This is a genomic window from Paeniroseomonas aquatica (assembly GCF_030409335.1).
In the GTDB taxonomy this organism is placed as follows: domain Bacteria; phylum Pseudomonadota; class Alphaproteobacteria; order Acetobacterales; family Acetobacteraceae; genus Belnapia; species Belnapia aquatica.
Genome location: NZ_JAUFPN010000182.1, coordinates 12,766 through 37,027 on the forward strand (window position 1 = coordinate 12,766; position 24,262 = coordinate 37,027).

General features: G+C 74.3%; 26 protein-coding genes. 5 read left to right on the forward strand and 21 right to left on the reverse strand.

Annotation, left to right across the window (positions count from 1 at the left end):
• Positions 1 to 7 precede the first annotated feature (7 nt).
• From QWZ14_RS20315 to thrC, 15 genes are all read right to left on the reverse strand, one after another.
• Positions 8 to 712 carry an ATP-binding cassette domain-containing protein gene (locus QWZ14_RS20315; protein WP_290318679.1) on the reverse strand — a complete coding sequence of 235 codons (705 nt, stop codon included), beginning with the start codon at positions 710 to 712 and terminating at the stop codon, positions 8 to 10.
• Entirely contained in the window at positions 712 to 1,971 is a 1,260-nt protein-coding gene (gene devC / locus QWZ14_RS20320; protein WP_290318680.1) for an ABC transporter permease DevC, read from the reverse strand. Before devC ends, QWZ14_RS20315 begins: the two co-directional genes overlap by 1 nt.
• On the reverse strand, positions 1,968 to 3,032 hold the full coding sequence (locus QWZ14_RS20325) for an efflux RND transporter periplasmic adaptor subunit (protein WP_290318681.1): 1,065 nt from the start codon (positions 3,030 to 3,032) through the stop codon (positions 1,968 to 1,970). Before QWZ14_RS20325 ends, devC begins: the two co-directional genes overlap by 4 nt.
• Positions 3,029 to 3,307, reverse strand: a complete 279-nt coding sequence (locus QWZ14_RS20330) for a hypothetical protein (protein WP_290318682.1) — start codon at positions 3,305 to 3,307, stop codon at positions 3,029 to 3,031. Before QWZ14_RS20330 ends, QWZ14_RS20325 begins: the two co-directional genes overlap by 4 nt.
• Positions 3,308 to 3,309: 2 nt before the next feature.
• A complete protein-coding gene (locus tag QWZ14_RS20335) occupies positions 3,310 to 3,879 on the reverse strand; it encodes a TetR/AcrR family transcriptional regulator (RefSeq protein ID WP_290318683.1) in 570 nt (189 codons plus the stop codon).
• A gap of 59 nt (positions 3,880 to 3,938) precedes the next feature.
• Positions 3,939 to 4,868 carry a lysophospholipid acyltransferase family protein gene (locus tag QWZ14_RS20340; RefSeq protein WP_290318684.1) on the reverse strand — a complete coding sequence of 310 codons (930 nt, stop codon included), beginning with the start codon at positions 4,866 to 4,868 and terminating at the stop codon, positions 3,939 to 3,941.
• Positions 4,869 to 4,872: 4 nt separating this feature from the next.
• Entirely contained in the window at positions 4,873 to 5,862 is a 990-nt protein-coding gene (lpxK, locus tag QWZ14_RS20345; RefSeq protein WP_290318685.1) for a tetraacyldisaccharide 4'-kinase, read from the reverse strand.
• A gap of 92 nt (positions 5,863 to 5,954) precedes the next feature.
• Positions 5,955 to 7,268 carry a 3-deoxy-D-manno-octulosonic acid transferase gene (locus tag QWZ14_RS20350; RefSeq protein ID WP_290318686.1) on the reverse strand — a complete coding sequence of 438 codons (1,314 nt, stop codon included), beginning with the start codon at positions 7,266 to 7,268 and terminating at the stop codon, positions 5,955 to 5,957.
• Complete coding sequence (locus QWZ14_RS20355) at positions 7,265 to 7,954, reverse strand: lysophospholipid acyltransferase family protein (protein ID WP_290318687.1); 690 nt, start codon at positions 7,952 to 7,954, stop codon at positions 7,265 to 7,267. The genes QWZ14_RS20350 and QWZ14_RS20355 overlap by 4 nt, the downstream gene beginning before the upstream one ends.
• A gap of 235 nt (positions 7,955 to 8,189) precedes the next feature.
• A complete protein-coding gene (locus QWZ14_RS20360; protein ID WP_290318688.1) occupies positions 8,190 to 8,354 on the reverse strand; it encodes a hypothetical protein in 165 nt (54 codons plus the stop codon).
• A 163-nt stretch (positions 8,355 to 8,517) separates the two neighbouring features.
• Positions 8,518 to 9,516 carry a Tim44 domain-containing protein gene (locus QWZ14_RS20365; protein ID WP_290318689.1) on the reverse strand — a complete coding sequence of 333 codons (999 nt, stop codon included), beginning with the start codon at positions 9,514 to 9,516 and terminating at the stop codon, positions 8,518 to 8,520.
• A gap of 136 nt (positions 9,517 to 9,652) precedes the next feature.
• The gene (locus tag QWZ14_RS20370) at positions 9,653 to 10,528 is read right to left on the reverse strand and encodes a hypothetical protein (protein WP_290318690.1); all 876 of its coding nucleotides are present in this window, start codon (positions 10,526 to 10,528) and stop codon (positions 9,653 to 9,655) included.
• Between the two features lie 131 nt (positions 10,529 to 10,659).
• On the reverse strand, positions 10,660 to 11,988 hold the full coding sequence (locus tag QWZ14_RS20375) for a TldD/PmbA family protein (RefSeq protein WP_290318691.1): 1,329 nt from the start codon (positions 11,986 to 11,988) through the stop codon (positions 10,660 to 10,662).
• Complete coding sequence (locus QWZ14_RS20380) at positions 11,985 to 13,256, reverse strand: M16 family metallopeptidase (RefSeq protein WP_377752495.1); 1,272 nt, start codon at positions 13,254 to 13,256, stop codon at positions 11,985 to 11,987. The genes QWZ14_RS20375 and QWZ14_RS20380 overlap by 4 nt, the downstream gene beginning before the upstream one ends.
• 93 nt (positions 13,257 to 13,349) lie before the next feature.
• On the reverse strand, positions 13,350 to 14,753 hold the full coding sequence (gene thrC / locus QWZ14_RS20385; protein ID WP_290318693.1) for a threonine synthase: 1,404 nt from the start codon (positions 14,751 to 14,753) through the stop codon (positions 13,350 to 13,352).
• Between the two features lie 125 nt (positions 14,754 to 14,878).
• Between thrC and QWZ14_RS20390 the strand changes: the two genes are divergently transcribed.
• The 5 genes from QWZ14_RS20390 to QWZ14_RS20410 all read left to right on the forward strand — a co-directional run bounded on the left by QWZ14_RS20390 (position 14,879) and on the right by QWZ14_RS20410 (position 18,526).
• On the forward strand, positions 14,879 to 15,127 hold the full coding sequence (locus QWZ14_RS20390) for a type II toxin-antitoxin system TacA family antitoxin (RefSeq protein WP_290318694.1): 249 nt from the start codon (positions 14,879 to 14,881) through the stop codon (positions 15,125 to 15,127).
• Positions 15,124 to 15,480, forward strand: a complete 357-nt coding sequence (locus QWZ14_RS20395) for a type II toxin-antitoxin system PemK/MazF family toxin (RefSeq protein ID WP_290318695.1) — start codon at positions 15,124 to 15,126, stop codon at positions 15,478 to 15,480. The genes QWZ14_RS20390 and QWZ14_RS20395 overlap by 4 nt, the downstream gene beginning before the upstream one ends.
• Positions 15,477 to 16,070 carry a DUF938 domain-containing protein gene (locus QWZ14_RS20400; RefSeq protein WP_290318696.1) on the forward strand — a complete coding sequence of 198 codons (594 nt, stop codon included), beginning with the start codon at positions 15,477 to 15,479 and terminating at the stop codon, positions 16,068 to 16,070. Before QWZ14_RS20395 ends, QWZ14_RS20400 begins: the two co-directional genes overlap by 4 nt.
• Before the next feature lie 32 nt (positions 16,071 to 16,102).
• Positions 16,103 to 17,689, forward strand: a complete 1,587-nt coding sequence (locus QWZ14_RS20405) for a GMC family oxidoreductase (protein WP_290318697.1) — start codon at positions 16,103 to 16,105, stop codon at positions 17,687 to 17,689.
• Positions 17,690 to 17,776: 87 nt separating this feature from the next.
• Positions 17,777 to 18,526, forward strand: a complete 750-nt coding sequence (locus tag QWZ14_RS20410) for an SIR2 family NAD-dependent protein deacylase (RefSeq protein WP_290318698.1) — start codon at positions 17,777 to 17,779, stop codon at positions 18,524 to 18,526.
• Positions 18,527 to 18,536: 10 nt separating this feature from the next.
• On the opposite strand, the gene QWZ14_RS20415 is transcribed toward QWZ14_RS20410, so the two are convergent.
• From QWZ14_RS20415 to QWZ14_RS20440, 6 genes are all read right to left on the reverse strand, one after another.
• On the reverse strand, positions 18,537 to 19,709 hold the full coding sequence (locus tag QWZ14_RS20415; RefSeq protein WP_290318699.1) for a hypothetical protein: 1,173 nt from the start codon (positions 19,707 to 19,709) through the stop codon (positions 18,537 to 18,539).
• A gap of 86 nt (positions 19,710 to 19,795) precedes the next feature.
• Positions 19,796 to 20,812, reverse strand: coding sequence for an acyltransferase family protein (locus QWZ14_RS20420; protein WP_290318700.1), 1,017 nt, complete (start codon positions 20,810 to 20,812; stop codon positions 19,796 to 19,798).
• 107 nt (positions 20,813 to 20,919) lie between these two features.
• Positions 20,920 to 21,723 (reverse strand): hotdog family protein, encoded by an 804-nt coding sequence (locus tag QWZ14_RS20425; RefSeq protein WP_290318701.1) that lies wholly within the window; start codon positions 21,721 to 21,723, stop codon positions 20,920 to 20,922.
• A gap of 15 nt (positions 21,724 to 21,738) precedes the next feature.
• On the reverse strand, positions 21,739 to 23,217 hold the full coding sequence (locus tag QWZ14_RS20430; protein WP_290318702.1) for a carboxypeptidase M32: 1,479 nt from the start codon (positions 23,215 to 23,217) through the stop codon (positions 21,739 to 21,741).
• Positions 23,214 to 23,900 (reverse strand): SURF1 family protein, encoded by a 687-nt coding sequence (locus QWZ14_RS20435; RefSeq protein ID WP_290318703.1) that lies wholly within the window; start codon positions 23,898 to 23,900, stop codon positions 23,214 to 23,216. The genes QWZ14_RS20430 and QWZ14_RS20435 overlap by 4 nt, the downstream gene beginning before the upstream one ends.
• On the reverse strand, positions 23,897 to 24,253 hold the full coding sequence (locus QWZ14_RS20440; protein WP_290318704.1) for a DUF983 domain-containing protein: 357 nt from the start codon (positions 24,251 to 24,253) through the stop codon (positions 23,897 to 23,899). The genes QWZ14_RS20435 and QWZ14_RS20440 overlap by 4 nt, the downstream gene beginning before the upstream one ends.
• Between the last annotated feature and the right edge of the window lie 9 nt (positions 24,254 to 24,262).

Genomic DNA, 24,262 nt, shown 5'->3' on the forward strand with positions numbered 1-24,262 from the left:
GGCCGATTCAGGCCGCCGGCGCCGGTTCTGCCTTTTCCGTAGGCAGGATGCGCCCATCCTCCATCGCCACGATGCGGTCGGCGATATCGAGGATGCGGGGGTCATGCGTCACCAGCAGGATCGGCACGCCGCGCTGCTTGGCCAGCTCGCGCAGCAGCCGCACCACCTCGCCGCCCGATTGGCGGTCGAGCGCCGCGGTCGGCTCGTCCGCCAGGATCAGCCCGGGGTCGCCGGCCAGCGCCCGGGCGACGGCCACCCGCTGCCGCTGGCCGCCCGAGAGCTGCGCCGGCTTCGACTCCGTCCTGTCGCCGAGCCCGACCGCCTCCAGCATCCGCCCCGCCCGGGCCAGCCGCCCGGCCTCGTCCGTGCCGGGGTCCAGCTCCAGCGCCATGGCCACGTTCTGCCGCGCGGTCAGGAAGCCCAGCAGGTTGTGCTGCTGGAAGATGAAGCCGATCCGCCGCCGCAGCAGCACCCGCTGCGCCTCCTTTGCCCCGGCCAGCTCCTGGCCCAGCACCCGGCAGCTGCCCGCCTGCATCGCCCTGAGCGCGCCGATCAGGGTCAGCAGCGTGGTCTTGCCGCTGCCCGAGGGGCCGGTCAGCAGCACGATCTCGCCGGGGCCGACGGCGAGGCCGACCTCGCGCAGCACCGGCCGCGCCAGATCACCGCTGCCATAGGCATAGGACAGGCCGCGGATCTCGACCGGCGCGCCCATCAGAACATGTCCGCCGGATTGGCGTCGCGCAGCTTCCGCATCGCCAGCAGCCCGGCGATGGCGCACATGCCGAAGATCAGCCCGAAGACGATGGCGCCCCGCGTCGCATCCATGGCGATCGGCAGGAAGGTCGCGTCCTCCACCACCCGGTACAGCCCGATCGAGGCGAGGAGGCCGGGGATGAAGCCCAGCACCGCCAGGATCAGCGCCGCCCCCATCACCGCCCGCCGCAGGTAGCCGTTGGCATAGCCCATGGCCTTCAGCGTGGCGTATTCCGACAGGTGGCTGGCGATGTCGCTGAACAGGATCTGGTAGACGATCACCATGCCGACGATCAGCCCCATCAGGCTGCCGAAGGCGAAGATGAAGCCGATCGGCGTCGCCGTCTCCCAGTAGTTGCGCTCCCAGGCGACCAGCTCGGCATGGGTCAGCACCACCACGTCGCCCGGCAGCAGCCGCGCCAGCCGGGCCTGCGCCGCGCCGATGTCGGCGCCGTCCCGCAGCCGCAGCGCGACCAGGTCGGTATTGCTCGCCGCCCGCTCCTTCACCAGCCGGCGGAAGTTGGTCTCGCTGACCACGCCGTTGCCGTCGGCGCCGAAGCTGGCGCCGAGGCTGACCGTGCCGATCACCTCCACCCGGCGGTTGCCGACCTGGCCGATGAAGGGGCCGTGCTCGGCCAGCATCCGGGCGATCGGGCCGAATTCCGGGCGGGAGCGGTCGTCGAAGGCCATGGTATCCGGCCGCTTCAGCGCATCGACCAGCCCTGCCAGCCCCGGGAAGGCGACCGCCCCGGCCTCGGTGTCGAAGCCCACGAGCTGCAGGGCGCGCTTGCTGCCATCGACCGGGTTCCGCCAGCTGCTCTGCGCCAGGTAGATCGGCACCGCCTGCGCCACCGCCTCGAGGGCCAGGGTCTGGTAGGCCCGGACACGGGGCATCGGCTCCGGCCGGAACAGCGCCTGGGTCTGCGGGTGCAGCAGGAAGAGCTCCCCCTGCATCGCCCGCGGCAGCGCCGTCGCGCTGTCGAACAAGGCGCTGCGGAAGCCGAGCTGCATGAAGACCAGCACGCAGGCGAACATCACCCCGGCGATGGCCGAGAGCAGCCGGGCGCGTTCCGCCCGCAGCTGCCGCCAGGCCAGCCGCAGCGGCAGGTACAGCCCGGCGAGGGGGGACCGGCGCGGCGGCGGCGCGGCGGGGGGCACGGCGTCGCCGCTCAGCTCCGGCGCCCAGGGCAGCAGCGGCGGGCCGGGGATGGCGTTCATGGCCGGATCGCCACCTGGACCTGCATGTTGGTGCGCCGCTCCAGCGCCGCCCGGCCTTCGTCGGACAGCGCCAGCCGCACCTCCACGGTGCGGGCATCGACCGCCGCCACCGGGTCGGTCCCGGCCTGGGTGGTGCGCCGCACCAGCCAGCCGATCTCCCGCACCGTCGCGGCGTAGCGCCGCGGATCGCCCGGCACCGTCACCTCGGCGACGGCCCCCGGCCGCAGCCGCGGCAGGTCGGTCTCGTAGACATCGGCCACCACGTCCAGCCGGTCGAGGTCCGCCATCTCCAGCAGCCCCTCGCTGCCGACCTGGTCGCCCGGCCGGGCATGGACCTTGAGGATGGTCCCGGCGATCGGCGCCATCACCCGGGCCAGCCGCGCATCCGCCCGCGCCTTGGCCACCCCGGCCTCGGCCATGGCGAGCTCCGCCTCGGCCACCGCCAGGTCCTCCGGCCGCGGCACCAGCAGGCGCTGCAGGGTGGCGGCGGCCTCGGCCCGCTCGGCCGCCGCCCGCGCCGCGGCGAAGCGCGCCCGCTCCGCCGTCGCCTTGCCGCCGGCGCCCGAGGGCACCAGCGCCTCGGCCCGCTCGGCGTCCCGCCGCAGGCTGGCCTCGGCGAAGCGCAGGGCCTCGATCCGCGCCCGCTGCGCCTCGACCTCCTCCGGCCGGCCTGCGGCGCGGATCCGCGCCAGCGCGGCGCGGGACTGCGCGAGCGAGGCCTCGGCCTGGGCGATGGCGGCATCCTTCTGCGCGGCGTCGCCGAACTCGGCGACCACCTGCCCGGCCGCGACCCGGTCGCCCTCGGCCACCAGCAGCCGGTCCAGCCGGCTGACGGACAGCCCGCCGGGCTGGTTCAGGGTGCGGATGCGCCCGGCCGGCTCCACCCGCCCCAAGGCACCGACCCCGGGGGCACCGACCCCTGGGGCACCGACCCCTGGGGCATCATCCGCCGCCGCGGCGGCCACCGGCCCGGCCGGCCGGCCGCGGGACCGCTCCCAGGCCAGGGCGCCCAGGCCCCCCGCCAGCGCCAGGCCGACCAGGGCCCAGCCGACCGGTTTCACCGCGCCGGCGCCTTCGGCCCGGCACCGTCCCCGGGCCGCGGCGGGATGCCGTCTCCGGCCTCCGGCACGGTGCCTTCGAGCAGCTCCAGGAATTCGGCCTCGTCCAGCACGTCGAAGGCGAGCATCGCGCCGTCCGGCGCCTCGCCGCAGTGCAGGAACTCGCTGAGCAAGCCGAATATCCCGGGCATGGAGGGGTGGAACTGGCTGCCGGCCACCGCCGCGCCGGCCAGGCTCATGGTGAGGAAGGCGCCGAAGAGGGCGGTTGGCAGGCGCATGGTCAGGCCTCCAGCAGGCGCGAGAGCGCGGCATGCATCTCCCGCGTCTCCTCGGGGGTCGGCGTGTACATGCCGAAGATCCGGGCCATGAACAGCCCGTCCCCGGCCGCCATGATGGCGCCGCCATGGCCGGGCGGCAGCCCGTCCGCCATCACCGCCTCGCGCATTCTCGCCACCACCGCCCGCATCGGGTCGAGCAGCGCCGGGTCGTGGTGGAAGACCGCCAGGAAGACCGCGGCGGCGCGGTCGCAGCGCTCGTTGCGCGCCTCGGGCGCCAGGCCGAAGCCCCAGTTCAGCATCGCCCGCGCCACCCGGCCGGGGCCCTCCGGCTGGTCGGCGACGCCGGCGGCGAAATCGGCGGTCACGAATTCGGCCATGCGGCCGAGCAGGCCGGTCAGCAGCGCCTCCTTCGAGGCGAAGTGGTACAGCAGCCCGCCCTTCGAGACGCCGGCCAGCTTCGCCGCCGCCTCGAGCGTCAGCCCGGCGACCCCCTTGGCGCGGACCAGCGCCTCGGCGGCATCGAGGATGCGGGTGCGGGCGTCGGTCGCGGGGAGCGTGCTGCCATCCATCATTCCGCCACTCTACTATACCGGCTGGACGGTTCGTCAACCGTCCAGCCGGTACAGTTGCGTTACCGGCCCTCGACCGGCTCGCCGTCCGCCGCCAGGCCGGGCAGCGGCGCCGCGGCGGGCAGGGCCCCCGGCGGCGGCCAGCGGCGGTGCAGCCAGAGCCATTCCGCCGGCCGCGCGGTGATCCAGGCCGAGAGCCGGTCGTTGATCGCCAGGGTCAGCGCCCGGATCGCCGCCTGCTTGTCGCCGCCCGGCAGCGGCAGCGGCGGCTCGACCACCATGCGGAAGCGGCAGGGGCCCAGGCGCTCGATCCGCCCGGGGATCACCGGGCAGCCGAAGCGCAGCGCCAGCTGCGCCGGCGCCGGGGCGGTCATGGCCGGCAGCCCCAGCAGCGGCACCGCGATGCCGTCGTTCAGCTTCTGGTCGGCCAGCATGCCCAGCACGCCGCCCTGGGCGAGGAAGCGCAGCGCCGCCCGCGCCCCGGCCGAGCCCTTGGGGAACAGCGGCAGCGGCTCCCCGGCGATGGCGGCGGCGCGGCAGCCGTTCACCAGCGCATCCACCGCCCGGTTGTCCGCCGCCCGGTAGACGCTGCCCATGCGGATGCCGAGCGCGGCCAGCGCCGGCGGCAGCACCTCCCAATTCGCCAGGTGGCCGGAGACCATGATGGCCGGCCCGCCGCGGGCGGCGATCGGCGCCAGGTGCTCGGCCCCGACGACCTCCCAGCGCAGCGCCGCGATATGCGGCATCTCCGCCACGGTGCGGCCGAGGTTGTCCCACATCCCCCGCAGCACCGCCGCGCGCTCGGCCACCGGCAGCCGCGGCAGGGCCCGCGCCAGGTTGCGCCGCGCCACGCCCGAGACCGGCAGCAGCGGCCCCAGCGACCGCGCCAGCCAGCCGCCGAAGTCGGAGGCGCGCCGCGGTCCCAGCCAGCGGGCGAGGACGAACAGCAGCCGCGCCGCGGCGTATTCGGCCTGGAACAGGACTCGTTTCATGGGGTCAGGCGGGGATCGGCACCCGCTGCGCCAGCGGGTCCAGCAGCGCCTCGATCGCCGCGGTGTCCTCCCACTCGAGGCGCACCGTCACCACCGTGACCCGGCTGCGGAAGGCGGGGGGGATGCGGACGAAATCCTTGCGGGTGGTCACCGGGATGGCGCGCAGCGATTCCGCCTCGGCCAGGATCTCGCGCATGTCCCCGGCATCGAAGGGGTAGTGGTCGGCGAAGGCGGAGCGCCCGGCCACCACCGCCCCGGCCTCGGCCAGGGTGGCGAAGAATTTCTTCGGGTTGGCGATGCCGCAGAAGGCGTGCACCGGCTGTCCGGCCAGCATCTCGGCCTCCGGCCCCGGCCGCAGGTGCGCCCGCAGGATGCGCATGCGCGGCGGCAGCAGCGCCGCCGCGTTGGTCTCGTCCTCGCCGATGATCACCGCCGCCCGGCAGCGCGCCGCCGCCACCGCCACCGGCTCGCGCAGGGGCCCCGCCGGGATGATGCGGTTGTTGCCGAAGCCGAAGCTGCCGTCGATGATCAGCAGCGAGAGGTCCTTCTCGAGCGTCGGGTTCTGCAGCCCGTCGTCCATCAGGATGGTCTGCGCCCCCGCCGCCACCGCCGCCTGGGCGCCGAGGCCGCGATCGGCCGAGATCCAGGCCGGGCGCTCGGCCGCCAGCAGCAGCGCCTCGTCGCCCACCGCCTGGCTGTCGTGCAGCACGGGGTCGACCCGGGCCGGACCCTTCAGCCGCCCGCCGTAGCCGCGCAGCAGGAAATGCACCGCGACGCCCCGGTTCGCCAGCCGCCGGCCGAGGTCGAGCGCGACCGTGGTCTTGCCGGCGCCGCCCGCGGTCGCGTTGCCGCAGCAGATCACCGGCACCGGCGCCTGCCAGCCCGCCCGCGCCATCCGCCGGGCGGTCGCCGCGCCATAGAGGGCGGCGAGCGGGGAGAGCAGCAGGGGCATCAGCCCGGAGCCATCGCCCCCCCAGAATTCAGGGGCGCGCATGAGCGTGTTTTCGCATCAGGATCAGACCGGTCCTCGTCCCAGGCACCGGGACCCACCACGGGTCCCGGAACGGCGCAGTCCGCGCGTCCCCGTCACAGGGCGGTCTCGGCCCGCCCGGTTCCGGCCCCGGTGTCAGGCATCAGCCGCAGGAGCGCCTCGGCCACCTCTCCCGGCAGGCCGGCCGCCGGGGAGATGGCGGCGGCGGCGGCTTGTGCCAGGGTTCGGCGATAGTCCCGGTTGCATAGCACGGCCTGCGCCGCCGCCGCCAGCGCCCCCGCTTCGGCGCCGGCCAGCCGCACCGCGCCGCCGGCCTGCAGCAGCCGCGCCACCGGATCGGCGAAATTGCCCGTCCAGGGCCCCAGCAGGATCGGGCAGCCCAGCCGCGCCGGCTCCAGCGGGTTCTGCCCGCCGTGCGGCACCAGGGAGCCGCCGACCAGCGCGACCGAGCCCAGCCGGTAGGCCAGGCCCAGCTCCCCCAGCGTGTCCATCACATAGACCGCGGTCGCCGGCCCCGGCAGCTCGCCGGCGCCGCGCCGGGCCACGGCGAGCCCCTCGGCCAGCGCCGCCACCGCCCGGCCGCGCTCGGGGTGGCGCGGCACCAGCAGGGTCAGCAGCCGGGGGAATTCGGCCAGCAGCAGGCGGTGCGCCGCCAGCACGATCGCCTCCTCGCCGGGGTGGGTGCTGGCCGCCAGCAGCACCGGGCGGTCGCCGATCGCCGTCCGCAGCGCTGCCAGCGCCGCCGGGTCGGCCGGCAGCGGCGCCGCCGCCTCCTTCAGGTTGCCCCAGGCATGCACCTCGCCGGCGCCGAGCGCGGCGAAGCGGGCGGCATCCCCCGGCGACTGCGCCAGCACCAGGGCGAAGGCGCCCATCAGCTTCCGCGCCAGGCCGGGCGCCCAGCGCCAGCGCCGGGCCGAGCGCTCCGACAGCCGCCCGTTCACCAGCGCCAGCGGGATGCCGCGGGCCCGTGCCGCGAAGACCAGGTTGGGCCAGAGCTCGGAATCGACGAAGCCGGCGGCATCCGGCCGCCAGCCATCGAGGAAGCGCGCCGCCCAGCCCGGCACGTCGAGCGGCACGAAGCGGTGCAGCACCCGGCCGCGGCGCCCGGGCGGCAGCCGGCGGTCCAGCGTCTCGAGGCCGGTGACCGTGCCGGTGGTCAGCAGCACCGTCACCCCGGGCGCCCGGGCGGCCAGCGCCTCCAGCACCGGCAGGATCGACAGCGTCTCCCCGACGCTGGCCGCGTGCAGCCAGAGCAGGCGCCCGGGCGGCCGGGCCACGCCGCCGCCGCGGCGCTCCTCCAGCCGGCCGGCGAGTTCCTTGCCGCGCGCCAGCCGGCGGCGGAGGTAGAAGGGCAGCGCCGGCGCGGCGAGGCGGGCCAGCCCGCCCCAGACCCAGGCGGCGACGGTCACGCGGCGACCCAGGCGTCGGCGGCCTCGCAGGCGGCGGTCAGCGCCGCCTCGATGGCCGGCAGGGAATCGAGCGGCGCGGCGCGGTCCACCGCGACCGGCGGGCCGAGCACCAGCACCCCGCGGGCGAAGGGCAGCGGCAGCAGCATGCGGTCCCAGCTCGGCAGCACCCGCAGCCGGCTGGTCCGGGCGGCGCAGGGCAGCACCGGCACGCCGGCCAGCGCCGCGAGCTGCGCCACGCCCGGCGCCGCCCGGCGGCGCGGGCCGCGGGGGCCGTCAGGGGTGATGACCACCATGTCCCCCCGCCCGAGCACCCGCAGCAGCACCCGCATGCCGACGGCGCCGCCGCGCGAGGTGGAGGCATGCACCATCACCAGCCGGAAGCGGCGCACCACCTCGCCGATGAAGCGCCCGTCGCGGTGGCGGGAGACCAGCACATGCGCCTGCACCCCGGCCAGCCGCGGCTCCGCCGCGCGCGCGCGCAGCCAGAGCATCGGCATCATCGGCAGGCGCTCGTGCCAGAAGGCGGCCAGGATGGGTCGCCCCGCCCCGGCTCCCAGCGCCGCCTGGAGGTGCTCCTGGCCGAGCAGGGTCCAGCGGGTGGTGCGGAAGACCAGCGCCAGATAGAGCCCCAGCAGCCGGGAAATGGCCGCCTGGCTGGCGGGATGCCGGATCAGACGGCGGAACATGATGGGTATCGCACGGGCGCAGGGCGGGTAGCACAGGACGTCCCGCGCAACCAGGGTCGGTGGCGCCGCCCGGGCCGGTCACGCTGGAAGGGATGGCTCACGCAGGCTGCCCCGATCGGCTCAGGGCCGCTGTCCGCCCTCGTGCAGCGCTAGCACCGGGGAATTGGCGCGTCCAGGGCGCGGCGGCCGCAGCCGGGCCGCAGGGCCGGGGGCCTCGCGGCCGCCGGCCGGGGCTTCAGCCGTAGCGCCGCATGGCGACGACCGCGGCGGCAAGGCCGCTGGCGAGCGAAACCGCGCCGAAGGCGGGGGCGGCGAGCAGGGCGGTGGAGGCCGCGGCGCTCAGCGGCCCGAGGGCCAGGCCGACGGTGGCGAGGCCGGCCAGCGCTGCGAGAACGGCCATGAAGCAAAGCGCGATCATCGATGGCCCTCCAGGCAATTGGGTCGAAAACGGCAGGTCTGCCATCTTCATGCCATGATCTGGCCCCGAGGCGCCACAATTACGACAGCGCCGGCACCCTCTTCCGAGGATGCCGGCGCGATTGTGACCAAAATGGGACGGTGGGTCAGCGGGTCTGCTGGATCGCCGAGAGCATCCAGGGGCCGCCCTGCACCCGGACGAAGGTCCAGAGCTCGGTCGCCTCGACCCGGCGGGAGGGGTCGCCCTCGACCACCACGCCGTCGCTGAGCCGGCGGGTGACGTCGATCTGCGAGAAGCGCATCGCCACCGTCGCGTAGTCGCGGCTGCCCTCGCGCCAGGCCTCGGCCAGGTCGCCCTGCTCCAGCTTCACCTCGCTGGTCTCGTTGCGCAGGCCGCGCTTGGCCAGGTCGGCCAGGTCGTCGCCGAAGTAGCGCATCATCTCCGGCGTGGCGACCGAGCGCATGCCGCTCTCGTCCTGCCGCGACCAGGCCTCGTTCACCACCTTCAGCGTGTGCTCGAAGGCGGTGAAATCGGCCGGCGTCACCTGGATGGCGCTGCTCGGGGCACCGCCGCCGCCGCCCAGCGGGCCACGGCCGGTCTCCATCGCTTCCCGCTGCATCGGGCCCTGGTTCATGGCATCGCGCGCCATGCCACCGGGCATCCCGTGGGGCATGCCGGCCATCGCCGGCTGCTGCGCTTCCTGGCGCCGGCGGAACCAGCCGATGGCGAAGCGGACGATCAGCACGATCAGGCCGATCTGCAGCAGCAGGCCGAGGATCGAGGCGAAGCCGCTGAAGCCGCCGAACAGGCCGTTGCCGAAGAGCAGCCCGCCGAGGCCGACGCCGATCAGGCCGCCCATCATGCCCGCCATGAAGGGGGAGCGGGTGAGGAAGCTGCCGGAGGGATTGGGCTGGCCGCTGCCGGCCCGGGCCGCCTGCTGGCCGCCCGGCGTGGCCGAACGCTGGGTATCCATCGTCCGCTCCATCGGGCGGGCGGCGCTCGGCGCGGTATTGGTGGCGGGCGGCGCGCTATAGGTGCGGCTGCCGCGGCTGCCGCTGGAGGAACCGCCGCCCGGCCGCGCGTCCGCGAGCATCGGGGCCAGCGCCATGGCGACGGCGGCGAGCAGGAGGAAGGGGCGACGCATGACTTGGGTGTCTCCGATTCATGAATTGACGGCAATATAGGGAAGCCCGGCGGCAATTGCGACGGGGCCCGGCCGCATCGCCGCAGCTTTTCGTTCCGCGGCCCGGCCTGCCGGGCTCAAGCTGGGGTGGCGGGGGTCACGGTGCCAGGGCCCGGGCGAAGAAGCTGGCGACCTGGGTGGCGGACAGGGCGGCCAGCTCCGGCCAGGGCCGGGACTCGACCCGGCCCGCCGGAAGGCCGCCTGCCGGCTCCGGCGGCTGCAGCAGCTGCCGGCGCTCGCTGCCATGGACCGGATAGTCCCAGGCGTAGCTGGCGCCGTCGTATTCCACCCGCCGCACCGCCGCCCCGGCCTCGGCCAGCGCGGCGGCGGCGGCGACGCAGAGCGCCGGCGGGTTGGCCCGGTCCGCCCCGCCATGCAGCACCAGTACCGGATGGCCGCCCCAGCCCCCGGCGGGCGGGCGCCGCGCCGCCTCGGCCAGGCCGCGGCAGCCGGGGTAGAGCAGGGCGCGGGCGGCGACCGGCACCTCCCCGGCGATGGCGCCGGCCGCCCCCCGGCCGAAGCCCAGCAGGCCGAGCCGCACCGGGTCCACCCGCGGGTCCGCGGCCAGGGCCGCGACGGCGGCGGCCAGCACCGCCGCCTCCGGCCCGGCGCAGAGCAGCTCCAGCACGGCGATGCCGGCGCCGAGCAGCTGCCGGGCATAGGGCTCGGCCCGGGCATCCGGCCCCAGGCTGTCGTGCAGCAGGGCGACGGCGGCGACCGGCCGGCCGGGCATGGCCAAGGGCTGGGCCAAGGGCAGGGTGAAGGTGGCCGGCACCGGCCCGCGGTCGAAGTGCTCGGGCCGGATCTCGGTGCCGGGCCGCTCCTCGGCGGCGAAGGCGCCGGGGGAGGCGCAGGGGGCGGCGGCCAGGGCGGCGATCAGGCCCCGCAGCAGGCCCCGGCGGTCCGGCGGCGCGGCGGGCAGCCGACAGCGGGCGGGATCCGGTCGCGGCCAGGCCTGCCAAGGGTCACGCATCGCCATCTCCCGCCCTGGCCCCCGGCCATACGGGAGTCAATGCGGCAGCCGATCCTTTGCGTCATGGCAGCGCGATCACGCTTCGCTCCCGCCGCGCGGCAGGCGGCGGCCGGGCAAGGCCGCCCGGCGGGTCAGCCGCCCGCCATGGTCAGGCCCTCGACCCGCACCGTCGGGCTGTCGGTGCCGCGGCGGAAGACCAGGTCGTCGGCCGGGGTCATGTGCAGCAGCATCTCCATGACGTTGCCGGCGATGGTGACCTCGCTCACCGGCTCGGCCAGGGCGCCGTCGCGGATCATGAAGCCGGCGGCGCCGCGGCTGTAGTCGCCGGTGACGCCGTTCACCCCCATGCCGATCAGCTCGGTCACGTAGAGCCCTTCCCGGATGTCGGCCATCAGCGCCGCCGGCGTCATCGTGCCAGGGGCCAGCCAGAGGTTGGTCGCCGCCGGGCCGGGCGGGCCGCCGGTGCCGCGGCTGGCATGGCCGGTGGAGGCCATGCCGAGCTGCCGGGCGCTGCGCCAGTCGAGGATCCAGGTGGTGAGGACGCCGTCCTCGACGATCGCGCGGCGGATGCCCTGCATCCCCTCCCCGTCGAAGGGCCGGCTGCGGAGGCCGCGCCGCCGGGTCGGGTCGTCAATGACGGAAAGCCCCGCCGCCATCACCCGCTGCCCGAGCTTGTCCCGCAGGAAGCTGGTGCCGCGCGCCACCGCCGCGCCGTTGATCGCCCCGGTGAGGTGCCCGAGCAGCGAGGTGGCGACGCGGGGGTCGTAGACCACCGGGATCCGCGCGGTCTTCGGCCGCGAGGGGTTCAGCCGCGCCACCGCCTTCTCCCCGGCCCGCCGCCCGATCATGGCGGCATCGTCGAGGTCGGCGAGGAAGACGGTGCTGGAATAGTCGTAGTCCCGCTCCATCCCCGTCCCCTGCCCCGCGAGCGCGGTGGCCGAGATGGAATGGCTGGTGCGGGCGTATTCGCCGGCGAAGCCGTTGCTCGCCGCCAGCGCCACCGTGTAGCGGGTGAAGCCGGCATCGGCGCCCTCGGAATTGGTCACCCCGGCGACGGCCAGCGCCGCCTCCTCGGCCAGCGCGGTGCGGGCGATCAGCTCCTCGGCGCCCGGCTCGTAGGGGTCCTCGAGCTCCAGCGCGGAGGAGGTCAGCCCGTCCGGCGCATCCGGCAGGCCGGCATGCGGGTCCTCCGGCACCACCCGGGCCATGGCGACGGCGCGTTCCGCCAGCGCCGCGAAACCCTTGGGAGAGGCATCGGTGGAAGCGACGATCGCCTGGCGGCGGCCGACGAAGACCCGCAGCCCGAGGTCGAAGCCCTCGGCGCGTTCGAGCTGCTCGATCTTGCCGAGCCGCCGCTGCACCGAGAGCGAGGCGGAGGAGACCAGCAGCGCATCCGCCGCATCGGCCCCGGCGCGGCGGGCGGCGGCGACCAGATCCTGGAGGGTGGACGCGTGGCTCATGCCGCCAGCCTCGCGGCGATCTCGGCGAGGGTCGGCACCTTGCTGGCCGGGCCCAGCGCCGCCAGGGTCGGGGTGCCGCGGAAGGCCTCGACGGCGGCTTCCTGCACTTCCTCGATGGTGACGGCGGCGATCTTCCGCTTGGTCTCCTCGACCGGGATGACCCGGCCATGCACCTGGATCTGCCGGGCCAGCTGCTCGGTGCGGCTGCCGGTCGATTCCAGGCTCATCAGCAGGGAGGCGCGGAGCTGCGCCTTGGCGCGGTCCAGCTCGTCCTGGGTCACCGTGGTCTGCACCTTGCGCAGCTCGTCGAGGGTGACGGGCATCAGCTCCTCCACCTCCTTCTCCCCGGTCCCGGCATAGACGGCGAAGACCCCGCCGTCGTTGAAGGGATGGGCGAAGGAATAGATCGAATAGACCAGCCCGCGCTTCTCCCGGATCTCCTGGAACAGCCGCGAGGACATGCCGCCGCCGAGCAGCGTGCTCAGCAGCAGGGTCGGGTAGTGCAGCCGCTCCTTGTAGCCGGTGGAGGGGAAGCCGAGCACGATATGCACCTGGTCGAGGTCGCGCTCCTCGCGGAACTCGCCGCCGACGTATCGGGAGGCCTCGGGCGGCGGCGGCGCCACCTGCGGCAGGTCGCGGAAATGGGTCTGCACCAGCTCGAGCAGCGCCTCGTGCTCCAGCGCCCCGGCGGCGGCGACCACCATGCGCTCCGGCCCGTAGTGGTGCTGCATGTAGTCGGTCAGCGCCGAGCGCTTCATCCCCTTGATGACGTCCTCGGTGCCCAGCGTCGGCCGGCCCATCGGCTGGTCCGGGTAGGCGGTGGACTGGAAGTGGTCGAAGACGATGTCGTCCGGGGTGTCGTTGGCCTGGCCGATCTCCTGCAGGATGACGCCGCGCTCGCGCTCCAGCTCGTCGGGGATGAAGGTGGAATGGGTCAGGATGTCGCCGATGATGTCGGCGGCCAGGCCGAGATCCTCCTTCAGCACCTTGCAGTAGTAGGCGGTCTGCTCCCGCGCCGTGTAGGCGTTGAGATGGCCGCCGACATTCTCCATCTCGCGGGCGATGGCCGCGGCGTCCCGCTTCTCGGTGCCCTTGAAGGCCATGTGCTCGAGGAAGTGGGAGACCCCGTTCTCGGCCGCGGTCTCGTTCCGGGTCCCGGCCGAGACATAGGCGCCGAAGGAGACGGTCTCGACCCGGGGCATGGTCTCCGAGACGACGACGAGGCCATTGGGCAGGCGGGTGACGCGGACGGCATCGGATGCGGACAAGGCGGTGTTCCTGACAGGGCTCATGGGATGTGCTTGTCCCCTATGTAGGCGATCCTGCCCGGTTCCGCATCGCCCGCGGATGCAGTGCCCGGCTCAGCCGTTGCGCCGGGCATGGGCGCGGACGAAGGCCTCGACCTCCGCCAGCGTCCCCGGCACCACCGCATAGCGCTCCTCGCGCTCGTACAGGTCGGCCAGCCGCGGCGGCAGCGGCGGCCGGAGGCCGGTCGCCTGCTCCACCGCATCGGGGAATTTGGCCGGGTGGGCGGTGGCCGCGACCACCACCGGGATGCCCAAATCCTCCGGCGCATGCGCCCGGGCCGCGGCGGTGCCGATGGCGGTATGCGGGTCCGCGAGGTAGCCGGCCGAGGCCCAGAGGTGGCGGATCTCGGCCAGGGTCCCCGGATCGTCCAGGGTGAAGCCGCGGAACAGCGCGGTCGCCGCGCGCCAGGCGGCATCGGGCACCGGCATCCGCCCCTCGGCCCGGAAGCGCTGCATCACCCCGGCCGTCGCCGCCCCGTCGCGGCCCAGCAGCTCGAAGAGCAGCCGCTCGAAGTTGGAGCTGACCTGGATGTCCATGCTCGGCGACAGGCTCGGCTCGACCCCGCGGATCGACATGTCGTTCGCCGCCAGGAAGCGCGCCAGGATGTTGTTGCGGTTGGCGCCGATGATCAGCCGCTCGACCGGCAGGCCCATCTGCTTCACCGCCCAGGCGGCCAGCACGTTGCCGAAATTGCCGGTCGGCACGGAAAACGCCACCGGCCTCTCCGGCGCGCCGAGCGCCAGCGCCGCATAGGCGTAGTAGGGGATCTGCGCCGCGACGCGGGCCCAGTTGATCGAATTGACGGCGCCGAGGCCCATCTCCTGGCGGAAGGGCACGTCGGCGAACATCGCCTTCACCAGGTCCTGGCAGTCGTCGAAGCTGCCCTGGATGGCGAGGTTGGCGACGTTCGGCGCCAGCACCGTGGTCATCTGCCGCCGCTGCACCTCCGAGGTCCGCCCCTCCGGGTGGAGGATGACCATGTCGATGGCCTGGCGGTCGCGGCAGGCCTCGATGGCGGCCGAGCCGGTGTCGCCGCTGGTGGCGCCGACGATGGTGATCCGCGACCCCCGCCTGGCCAGCGCATGGTCGAACAGCCGCCCGAGCAGCTGCATCGCCATGTCCTTGAAGGCCAGCGTCGGCCCGTGGAACAGCTCCAGCGCGAAGGTGCGGGTATCGAGCTGCACCAGCGGCGCCACGGCGGGGTGGCCGAAGCCGGCATAGGCGGCGCCGGTCATCTCCCGCAGCGTCTCGAAGGGCAGCGTGTCGCCGGTGAAGCGGTGCATCAGCCGGGCCGCGAGCTCGGCATAGGGCAGGCCGCGCAGCCCGCGCCATTCGGCGGGGGACAGGCTGGGCCAGCTCTCCGGCAGGAACAGCCCGCCATCCTCCGCCAGGCCGGCGAGGAGGACAGCTTCGAAGTCACGGGGGGCGGCCTGGCCGCGGGTGCTGAGGTAGCGCATGCGGGCGGCAGGGTAGCATTCCGCCGGGGAAGGCGGAAATCGGCGGTGTGCGTACGGCGATTCTGTAGTTCTTGCACCCACTACACCGACCAACTACATTCGGCGCAGCAGCCAAGGCCTTCACCATGGGCACCCCCGTCTCCATCCGGCTCGACGACGACATCCAGGCCATGCTGGAAACCGCGGCGCGTGCCCGCGGCATCGGCCTGGCGACCTATGTGCGGGAGATCGCCACCGCCGAGGCGAAGCGGGTCCGCAAGGAGCGCATCCGCGAGCAGACCAAGGCCGTCGCGGCCTATGTCGCCAGCAACAAGGAAGCGCAGGAATTCTTCGAGGATTGGGGCACGCCGACGAGCATCATCGATAAGCCATGAACGGCCGCTTCGCCGCCGGCGACATCGTGCTCGCGGATTGGCGGGATGCCTTGCCGAAGGAGCCCAACAAGCGCCGCCCGGCCATCGTGGTCGAGGAGGACGGGCTGTTCGATGCCGATTATCCCAATCTGCTGCTGATCCCCCTCGCCGAGGATGCCAACCTCGGCGCGCCCGACCTTTCCGTCCGGATCGAACCCTCGGCTTCGAATGGCTGCACCAAGCCCTGCTTCGCCCTGGCAGCGCATGTGACCACCACCTCGAAGCTGCGGGTTCGCCGCACCGGGTACCGGATCACGCCGCCCGAGCTCGCCGCGATCCGCGACCGCATCGCCATCGCCCTGGGCCTCGCATGACCGACCCCCGCCGCTTCGCCCCCGCCGCATCGCGCAACCGCGACCCCATCCTCGCCATCCTCCGCGACCACCTCCCCGCCACCGGCCTGGTGTTGGAAGTCGCCAGCGGCACCGGCGAACACGTCCTCCACTTCGCCACCGCCCTCCCGGCGCTGACCTTCCAGCCGAGCGACCCCAGCCCCGAGGCCCGCGCCAGCATCGATGCCTGGGCCACAGGCCAGCCGAACATCCGCCCTGCCCTGGCCCTCGACGCCACCGGTGACAATTGGCCAGCGGCCGATGCCATCCTCTGCATCAACATGATCCATATCGCCCCCTGGGCCGCGACCCTCGGCCTGCTGCGGGGCGCCGCCCACTGCCTGCCGCCCGGCGGGCCGCTGATCCTCTACGGCCCCTACCGGCGCGGCGGCGCCCATACCGGCCCCGGCAACATCGCCTTCGACGCCGACCTTCGCGCCCGCGACCTCGCCTGGGGCATCCGCGACCTGGAGGCCGTCGCCGAGGCCGCCGCCGCGCAGGGCTTCGGCCCGCCCGCCATCACGCCCATGCCGGCCGACAACCTGGCCCTGGTCTTCCGCCGCATGCCCTGATGCGCCACCCTCCCCGCCAAGGGGAGAACGCCATGGACACCGACTACCTCGTCATCGGCGCCGGCTCGGCCGGCTGCGTCGTCGCCAGCCGGCTGAGTGAGACCGGTGCCCGCGTCACCCTGCTCGAGGCCGGGCCGTCGGACTGGTATCCCTGGATCCACATCCCCGCCGGGATGCTGAAGCTGATCTACAACCCGCGGGTCAACTGGAACTACCTGACCGAGCCCGAGACAGGCAGCGGCGACCGCGCCATCCGCTGGCCGCGCGGCCGGGTGCTCGGCGGCTCCTCCTCCATCAACGGCATGCTCTATGTCCGCGGCAACCCGGCCGATTTCGACGGCTGGGCGCAGATGGGCTGCCGCGGCTGGAGCTATGACGACGTCCTGCCCTACTTCCGCCAGTCCGAGGACTACGGCCCGGGCGATGCCGCCGTGCGCGGCAAGGGCGGCGTGCTCAAGGTGGAGGACTACCGCACCATCCTGCCGCTGACCCACCGCTTCGTCGAGGCGGCGCAACAGGCCGGCCATCCCTTCCGGAAGGACCTCAACGGCCGGGAACAGGAAGGCGTCGGCTATTCGCAGATGACCCGGCAGGGCCGCTTCCGCGCCTCCACCGCCCGAACCTTCCTGAAAGCCGCAAAAGGCCGCGCCAACCTCACGGTCGAAACCAACGCCCCGGCAACGCGGCTGATCTTCGAGGGCCGCCGCTGCGTCGGCGCCCGCTTCCGCCGCGACGGCGTCGAGCACGAGGTGCGCGCCACGAAGGAGGTCATCCTCTCCGGCGGCGCCGTCAACTCGCCGCACCTGCTGCAGGTCTCCGGCATCGGCCCGGCCGCGCACCTGCAATCCATCGGCGTGGAGGTGGTGCAGGACACGCCCCAGGTCGGCCACAACCTGCAGGACCACTACGTCGCCCGCGTCCAGCACCGGGTGAAGGACGCCATCTCCACCAACCAGCTCGCCCGCGGGCTACGGCTGGCCGGGGAGGCGATCCGCTATGCCGTGCAGGGCCGCGGCGCGCTGACCTTCGGCGTCACCACCGCCCAGGTCTTCTGCCGCTCGCGCGAGGGCCTCGCCAGCCCCGACCTGCAACTGCTGTTCACCCCGGCGACCTACGAACGCAACGTCTTCGGCGTGCTGGAGAAGGAGGCGGGCATGACCTGCGCCATCTGCCCGACCCGCCCGGACAGCCGCGGCACCATCCTCGCCAGATCCGCCGATCCCTTCGAGAAGCCGGCGATCCGCCCCAATTACCTCGCCCAGTTCTCCGACCAGCAGGTGATGCGCGCCGGCCTCCGCCTGGCCCGCGCCATCTTCGCCGCCCCGGCCATCGCGAAGCACAGCGCCTTCGAGCTCATGCCCGGGCCGGAGGTGCAGGACGACGAGGCGCTGCTGGCCTTCATGCGCGCCGAGGGCACCACCATCTACCACCCCGTCGGCACCTGCCGCATGGGCGAGGACCCAGCCAGCGTGGTGGACAGCCGGCTGCGGGTGCGGGGGATCGGCGGGCTGCGGGTGATCGATGCCTCGGTCATGCCGACGCTGACCACGGGGAACACCAATGCGCCGACGATCATGATCGGGGAAAAGGGCGCGGCGATGATCCGCGAGGACGCCTAGGACCCTGCCATGGCCTTGCCTTAACTCCCAAAAATAGATGGGGGCTCGGGGGAATACCTTCCCCCGACCTTGCCTTCGGAGACCTCCATGGACCCGGATATCACCGCCCTCCGCGCCCTCCTCGACGCCGCCCGGCGCGTCGTGGTCTTCACCGGCGCCGGCATCAGCACCGAATCCGGTATCCCCGACTTCCGCAGCCCCGGCGGCGTCTGGGACCAGATGAAGCCGATCATGTTCCAGGACTTCTGCGCCTCCGCCGCCATGCGCCGCGAGGCCTGGCGCCGCCGCTTCGCCTCCGACCCCGTCATGCGCGCCGCCGAGCCCAACCGCGGCCACCGCGCGGTGGCGCGGCTGGTGCGCGAAGGCAAGGCCGCCGCCGTCATCACCCAGAACATCGACGGGCTGCACCAGGCCTCCGGCATTCCGGAGGGCAAGGTCATCGAGCTGCACGGCAACACCACCTACGGCGCCTGCCTCGACTGCGGCGAGCGCTACGCGATCGAGGAGTTGCAGGCCGCCTTCGCCCGCGACGGCGACGTGCCGGATTGCGCCGCCTGCGGCGGGCTGGTGAAGACCGCCACCATCAGCTTCGGCCAGGCCATGCCGGAAGCGCCGATGCTGCGCGCCCGGCAGGAGGTGCTGGCCGCCGACCTCTGCCTGGTGCTGGGCTCCTCCCTCGTCGTCTATCCGGCGGCGGGCTTTCCCGAACTGGCCAAGCGGAACGGCGCCCGCCTCGCCATCGTCAACAACCAGGAGACCGGGCTGGACGAGATCGCCGACCTCGTCATCCACCGCGGCATCGGCGAGATGCTGGGCGGCGCCGTCGGCAGCAACTGAGCGCCCCGCCTCAGGCCGGCCGGATGCCCTCGGCCAGGACATCCGGCCGGGCCGGGCGCGGCGCGCGCAGGCAGAGATAGAGCGCGCCGATGCCGAGCGAGGCCGGCAGCACCGCCAGCGCCGGCACCGGCACCAGCGCCGCCACCGCCGCCGCCACGAACAAGCCGCCGGCGGCGCCGCAGTCCCAGCCGGCCTCGGCCGCGAGGTGGAAGCGGTAGGGCGCGCCCGACCGCCGCGCCCGGGCATAGACCGCGCTGTAGAGCACCGGCCCGTACAGCCCGCAGATCGCCGCGCCGGTCACGTTGGCCAGCGCCGCCGCCAGCGGCGACCAGGCCGCGGCGGCGCGCAGCGCGAAGCTCACCGCCAGGGCGGCGCAGACCAGGGCCAGGGTGGCGTCGCGCTGGCCACGGTCGATCGCCCGGCCGCACCAGGGGCTGACCGCGGCGCCGACCAGCCCGGCCGCCGCATTGGCCAGGCCGAAGGCCTGATAGCTGGAGCCCATGGCGGCGAACATCACCATCGGCCAGACGAAGCCGAGGCCGGAGGCGATCCAGCCATCGGCGGCGAAGGTCGCCACCCCCCGGCGGTCCATGCCCCGCAGCACCTCGCCGAGGCGCGGCACCGGCCCGGCCTCGATCCGCCCGAGCCGCGCCACCGGCAGGATCGAGAGCAGCCCGACCAGGGCGGCGATGCCGAAGCCCGCCGCCTCGCCGAGCCCGGCCAGCAGCAGCCCGCCCGCCAGCGGCCCGGCCACCGCCACCACCGCCCCGACCATGGTCCGCTCCGCCACCTGCCGGCCGAGGTTGTCGTCCCCGGCGACCGTGGTCACCGTGGTGGCATGGAAGGCGGGCCAGTAGATGGCCTCGGCCAGCGAGACGAGCAGGATCCAGGCCAGCAGCCCGGCCAGGCTGCCGGCCATGAGCAGGGGCAGGAATTCCACCGCCCCGATCAGCACGCCGAGCCGCAACGCCCCGGCCATGCCGACCCGCCGGACGATGGTGATCGCAAGGCCGCGCAGGCCGAAGCGGAGTACGAGCAGCACGCCGTAGGCGGCCAGCGCCACCGGCAGGCTGAAGCCCAGCTTCAGCAGGTAGGCCCCGGCGAAGCCGCCGGCCATGGCGGTCGACAGGCCGAACAGGGCGGCATGCAGGGTGAGGAGGCGGAACCGGTTGAGCGGCGGCACGGCGATGATCCGTTTCGGTGAGCGATGCAGGATGCCCGCTCATCTCACGGAAGTGTGACCACCTTCTGACCGCTGCCGCTTGTGGCTCACTCTGCCGGGGCCGGCGCCATGCCCAGGGGCCGCAGCCGCGGCCTCGCCCGCATCAGCGGCGCCTCCACCGCGTGGTGCAGCGCCCAGGCGACCGGGATGGTGATGGCCAGTGACAGCACCGCGTAGAGCGCTATCGGCCCGAAGGTACCGGCCAGCCCCGCGGCGGCGACCAGCGGCGCCGCCAGCGCCAGCCCCAGCGCATGGGAGAGGTAGAAGGGATAGCTGATGCGCCCGAGGAAGCGCAGCGCCGGATGCAGCAGCCAGCGCGGCTGCCACTGGCCCAGCGTGCCCACCACCGCCACCGCGCCGACCAGCTCCGCCCCGCGGGAGAGCGTGCCATGGCCCAGCACCAGGCTGCCGAGCAGCAGCGCCGGCAGGCCCAGCGCCAGCACCCAGCCGCGCCACCACCGCGCCGGCACCGCGCCGATCAGCGCCCCCGCCAGGAACATCGGCAGGTAGACCAACACCGGCACCTGCCGCAGCCAGGGCAGCAGCGCCACGGTCAGCCCCAGCGCCAGCAGCAGGCCCGCCGTCCGGCCGCGCAGCAGCCGGTGCAGCGGAAACAGCAGCAGGCTCGCCACCACCTCGACCTGCAGCGACCAGGCGGGGCCGTTCAGGTCGTAGCTGAGCAGCAGCATGTTGCCGACCAGCCGCGCTGCGCTTGCGTCATGGAGCAGCCCGAGCGGGATGGCGCAGGCCATGGCGACCGGCAGCAGCCGGTACAGCCGGGCCAGGGTCCAGTCCGGCATGCCGCCCAGCAGCCCGCCCGGGTGCCGCCCGCAGGCCTGCCACAGCACATGGCCGCTGAGCACGAAGAAGACGATCACCGCGGCATCGCTGGGGAAAGCGACATAGCCCAGCCGGGCCAGGATGGCCGCGGCCGGCAGCTGCGGGAAGTCGAAGACCGTGGCGCCCCAGGTCGCCAGCCCGGTCACCGCCAGGATGCAGTGCCCGAGGGCCACCGCCAGCGCGGCCAGGCCGCGCAGGCTATCCAGGGCGTGGTTCCGGGTCATGCAGCCGCCATCCCGGCCGGATGGCATAGGATCCCCCGCCCGGCGAGGGGCTATCGGCCGGCCGGGCCGCCGCGCCGGATGTTGTGAGCAGTGCCCTGCCCCAGGATTCAGGCCGCCTGGCGCGGCCGCCAGATCGCGGTATGCGCCACCCGCGCCAGCGGCACCCCGTCGCCGCGCAGCACCCAGGCGTCCAGCTCGACGATCTTGTGCCCCTTCCGCTCGGCGTTGGCGGTGACCCGCGCCCGGGTCGTCAGCACATCGCCGACCCGCGCCGCCGCCAGGTTGCGCACCGCCGAGCCGACATGGATCCAGGGGCCCAGCACCACATTCTGCACCAGCGCCTGGTTGCACTGCCGCAGCAGCAGCCCCGGATGGACCAGCCCGGCGGCGGCATAGAGCGGGTCGGTCTCGCGCACCGCGGCGAGGTACTCGGCCGCGCGGGCCGGCGTGACCTCGAAGGGATGGGTGCCGAGCCAGAGCCCGGGCGCCAGGCTGTCCTCGCTCGCGGGCGGGCGCTGGCTGGGCGGCGCCTGCCAGCGGGTCTCGCCCATCGCCGGCGGGTCCTCCTCCGGCATCCAGGCGCGGCCGGTGGCGCAGGTCGCCGCCTCGCGCCGCACCAGCAGGCCGATGCCCTCGGCCGCCACGGTCTCCTCCACCGTGACGAGGTCGCCGTCGTAGACCGGCGACTGGAAGCGGCACTCGGCCGCCCCGCGCTCCAGCCAGTCCCGGCCCCAGCGCGCGACGGCGGCGTGGCAGGCATAGGCATAGACCTCCACGCCCGGGACCAGCGCGCCGGTGAAGCCGAAGCGCTTCGCCACCGTGTCGTCGTGGATCTTGTTCTCGGACGTGGCCGAGAGGTTGTAGGCGCTCACCTGGTAGGCCATCGGCATCTCCCCCGTTTCCGGGATCATGCCTCGCCGTCCCGGCTACAGGTAGCGGTGGCGCAGGTGGTCCATGAAATCGGCGGGGTCGAGCGGCTTGCCGGTCGCCTGCCGCAGCAGGTCCTGGAAGCCGAGGCGGGAGCCCTGGGCATGGACATGCCGCGCCAGCCAGCCGGTCAGCGGCGCCATGTCGCCCTGGCCCATGGCCGCCTCCAGCCCCGGCACCGCCGCCCTGGCCGCCTTCATCAGCTGCGCCGCCGCCATGGCGCCGAGGGTGTAGCTGGGGAAGTAGCCGAAGGCGCCGTCGTGCCAGTGGATGTCCTGTAGGCAGCCCTCCGCGTCATTCGGCGGGGCGATGCCGAGCAGCCGGCGGAAGCCCTCGGCCCAGGCGCCCGGCAGGTCGGCGACGGACAGCTCGCCGCCGATCAGCGCCCGTTCCAGCCGGAAGCGCAGGATGACATGCGCGGGATAGGTCAGCTCGTCCGCATCCACCCGGATGAAGCTGCGGCCGACCCGCCGCCACAGCCGGGCGAGGTTGGCCGTCTCATACGGTGCCGGATCGCCGCCGAAGGCGCGGTGCAGCTCGCCGCCGAGGAAGCCGAGGAAGGCATCGGACCGGCAGGCCTGCATCTCGACGATCAGGCTCTGGGATTCATGCGCCGCCATGCCGGCGGCCTCGCCCACCGGCTGGCGCGCCCAGGCCCCGGGCAGGCCGCGCTCGTACAACGCGTGGCCGGTTTCGTGCAGCACGCCGAGCAGCGCCTTGCCGACATCGGCCTCGGCATAGAAGGTGGTGATCCGCACGTCGGTCGGGGTGCCGCCGCAGAAGGGGTGCAGGCTCTCGTCCAGCCGGGCATGGCCGTAGTCGAGGCCGACACGCTCGGACAGCGACCGGCAGAGCGCCTGCTGCACCGCGACCGGGAAGGGCCCGGGCAGCGGGAGCGGCGCGCCGCGCGCGGCCTGGATCGCCTCGGCCCGTGGCAGCGCCTCGGCGAGGAAGGCCTCATAGGCAGCAAACACTGGCTCCACGTCGGCGGCGCCGATGCCGGGCTGGTAGCCATCCATCAACGAGTCATAGGGCGCGAGGCCGAGCACGCCGGAGAGCGCCTGCGCCGCCTCCCGCTGCAGCGCCACCACTTCCTCCAGCGCCGGCCGGACCATGGCGAAATCCGCCGCGGCCTTGGCCTGGCGCCAGACCTTCTCGCAGGCGGCATTGGCCCGCGCCGTCGCCTCGACCAGCGAGGTCGGCAGCGCGGTCGCCCGCAGGTGGGCGCGGCGCATCAGCCTGAGGTTGGCCTGGTCCCAGTCGCCTGTCGCGGCCGCCGCGGCGAGATCCTCGGCGACGGCCGGCGCGGTCAGCAGCTCATGCCCCAGCCCCGCCAGCACCGCGAGCTGCTCGCCGCGGGCCGCGCCGCCCCCCGGCGGCATCATCGCGCTGGCATCCCAGTGCAGCATGGCGCCGGCTTCGCCGAGGGTGGCGATGCGGGCGAAGCGCGTTTTCAGGCGGGCATAGGCGTCGCTCATGCGGCAGGCTCCCGGTCGCGGCGGAGGAGGAAGGCGATCAGCACCCCGACCAGCGCCGCCGCCAGCCCGTACCAGGTGATGGCATAGCCGAGGTGCGGGTTGTCCGGCCGCGGCAGGCTCGCCGCCGCCGCCGGCAGCAGCCCGGCCGGCGCCCCGGGCGGCGCCAGCGCCACCAGCCCGAAGGGGGCCGGCGGCGGCAGGCCGAGCGCGGCGCCGATCGCCGCCGGGTCGAAGACGTAGAAGCGCCGCCCGGCGGTGTCGTCCTTCGGGCTGTTCCAGTCGCGGGTATCGGCGGCGCGGATGTAGCCGGTGATGGCGACCTCGCCCTCGGGACGGTCGAGGCCGCGGTCGCGGGTGAGCGGCACCCAGCCGCGGTCGACCAGCAGCGGCGGCGCGCCGTCGCGCAGCAGCGGCGTCACCAGATGCCCGCCGAGCGCGGTGCCGCGCACCTCCACCCCCAGCAGGGCCTCGCGCGCATGGTCGAGCCGGCCGGTCGCCACCACCTTGGTGTAGGGCGCGGCGCTGCCGGCCAGCGGCAGCGGCGGCCCGGCCTCGGCCGCGGCGATGCGGTCCAGCATGTCGGTCTTCCAGTGCAGCCGCTGCACCTGCCAGGTGCCGAGCCAGAGCAGCGCCGCCAGCACCGGCAGGCTGGCCAGCACCGGCAGCCAGATCCGCCGCCTCATGCGCCGCCCCGCTGGCGGTACTGCAGCCCGGCCAGCGCCGCCTTGGCGCCCCGCATGACCAGGATGGCCAGGACGAGGATCACCCCCGGCCAGACCAGCGCATGGACCCAGAGCGGCGGGGCGTATCTGACGTCGACGATGAGCGCGGCGACGACGGTGACGGCCCCCACCAGGAAGATGCCGGCCACCGCCGGCCCGTCCCCGGCCTCGAAGGGGCGGAGGTCGAGGCCGCAGCCCGGGCAGCTTTCCCGCATCGCCAGCAGCCCGGAAAACAATGGGCCGCTGCCGCAACGCGGACAGCGGCCCAGCAGGGCGACCCGCCAGAAGGGGGCCAGGTCAGGCCCCGGGGCCATGCGGCCCCC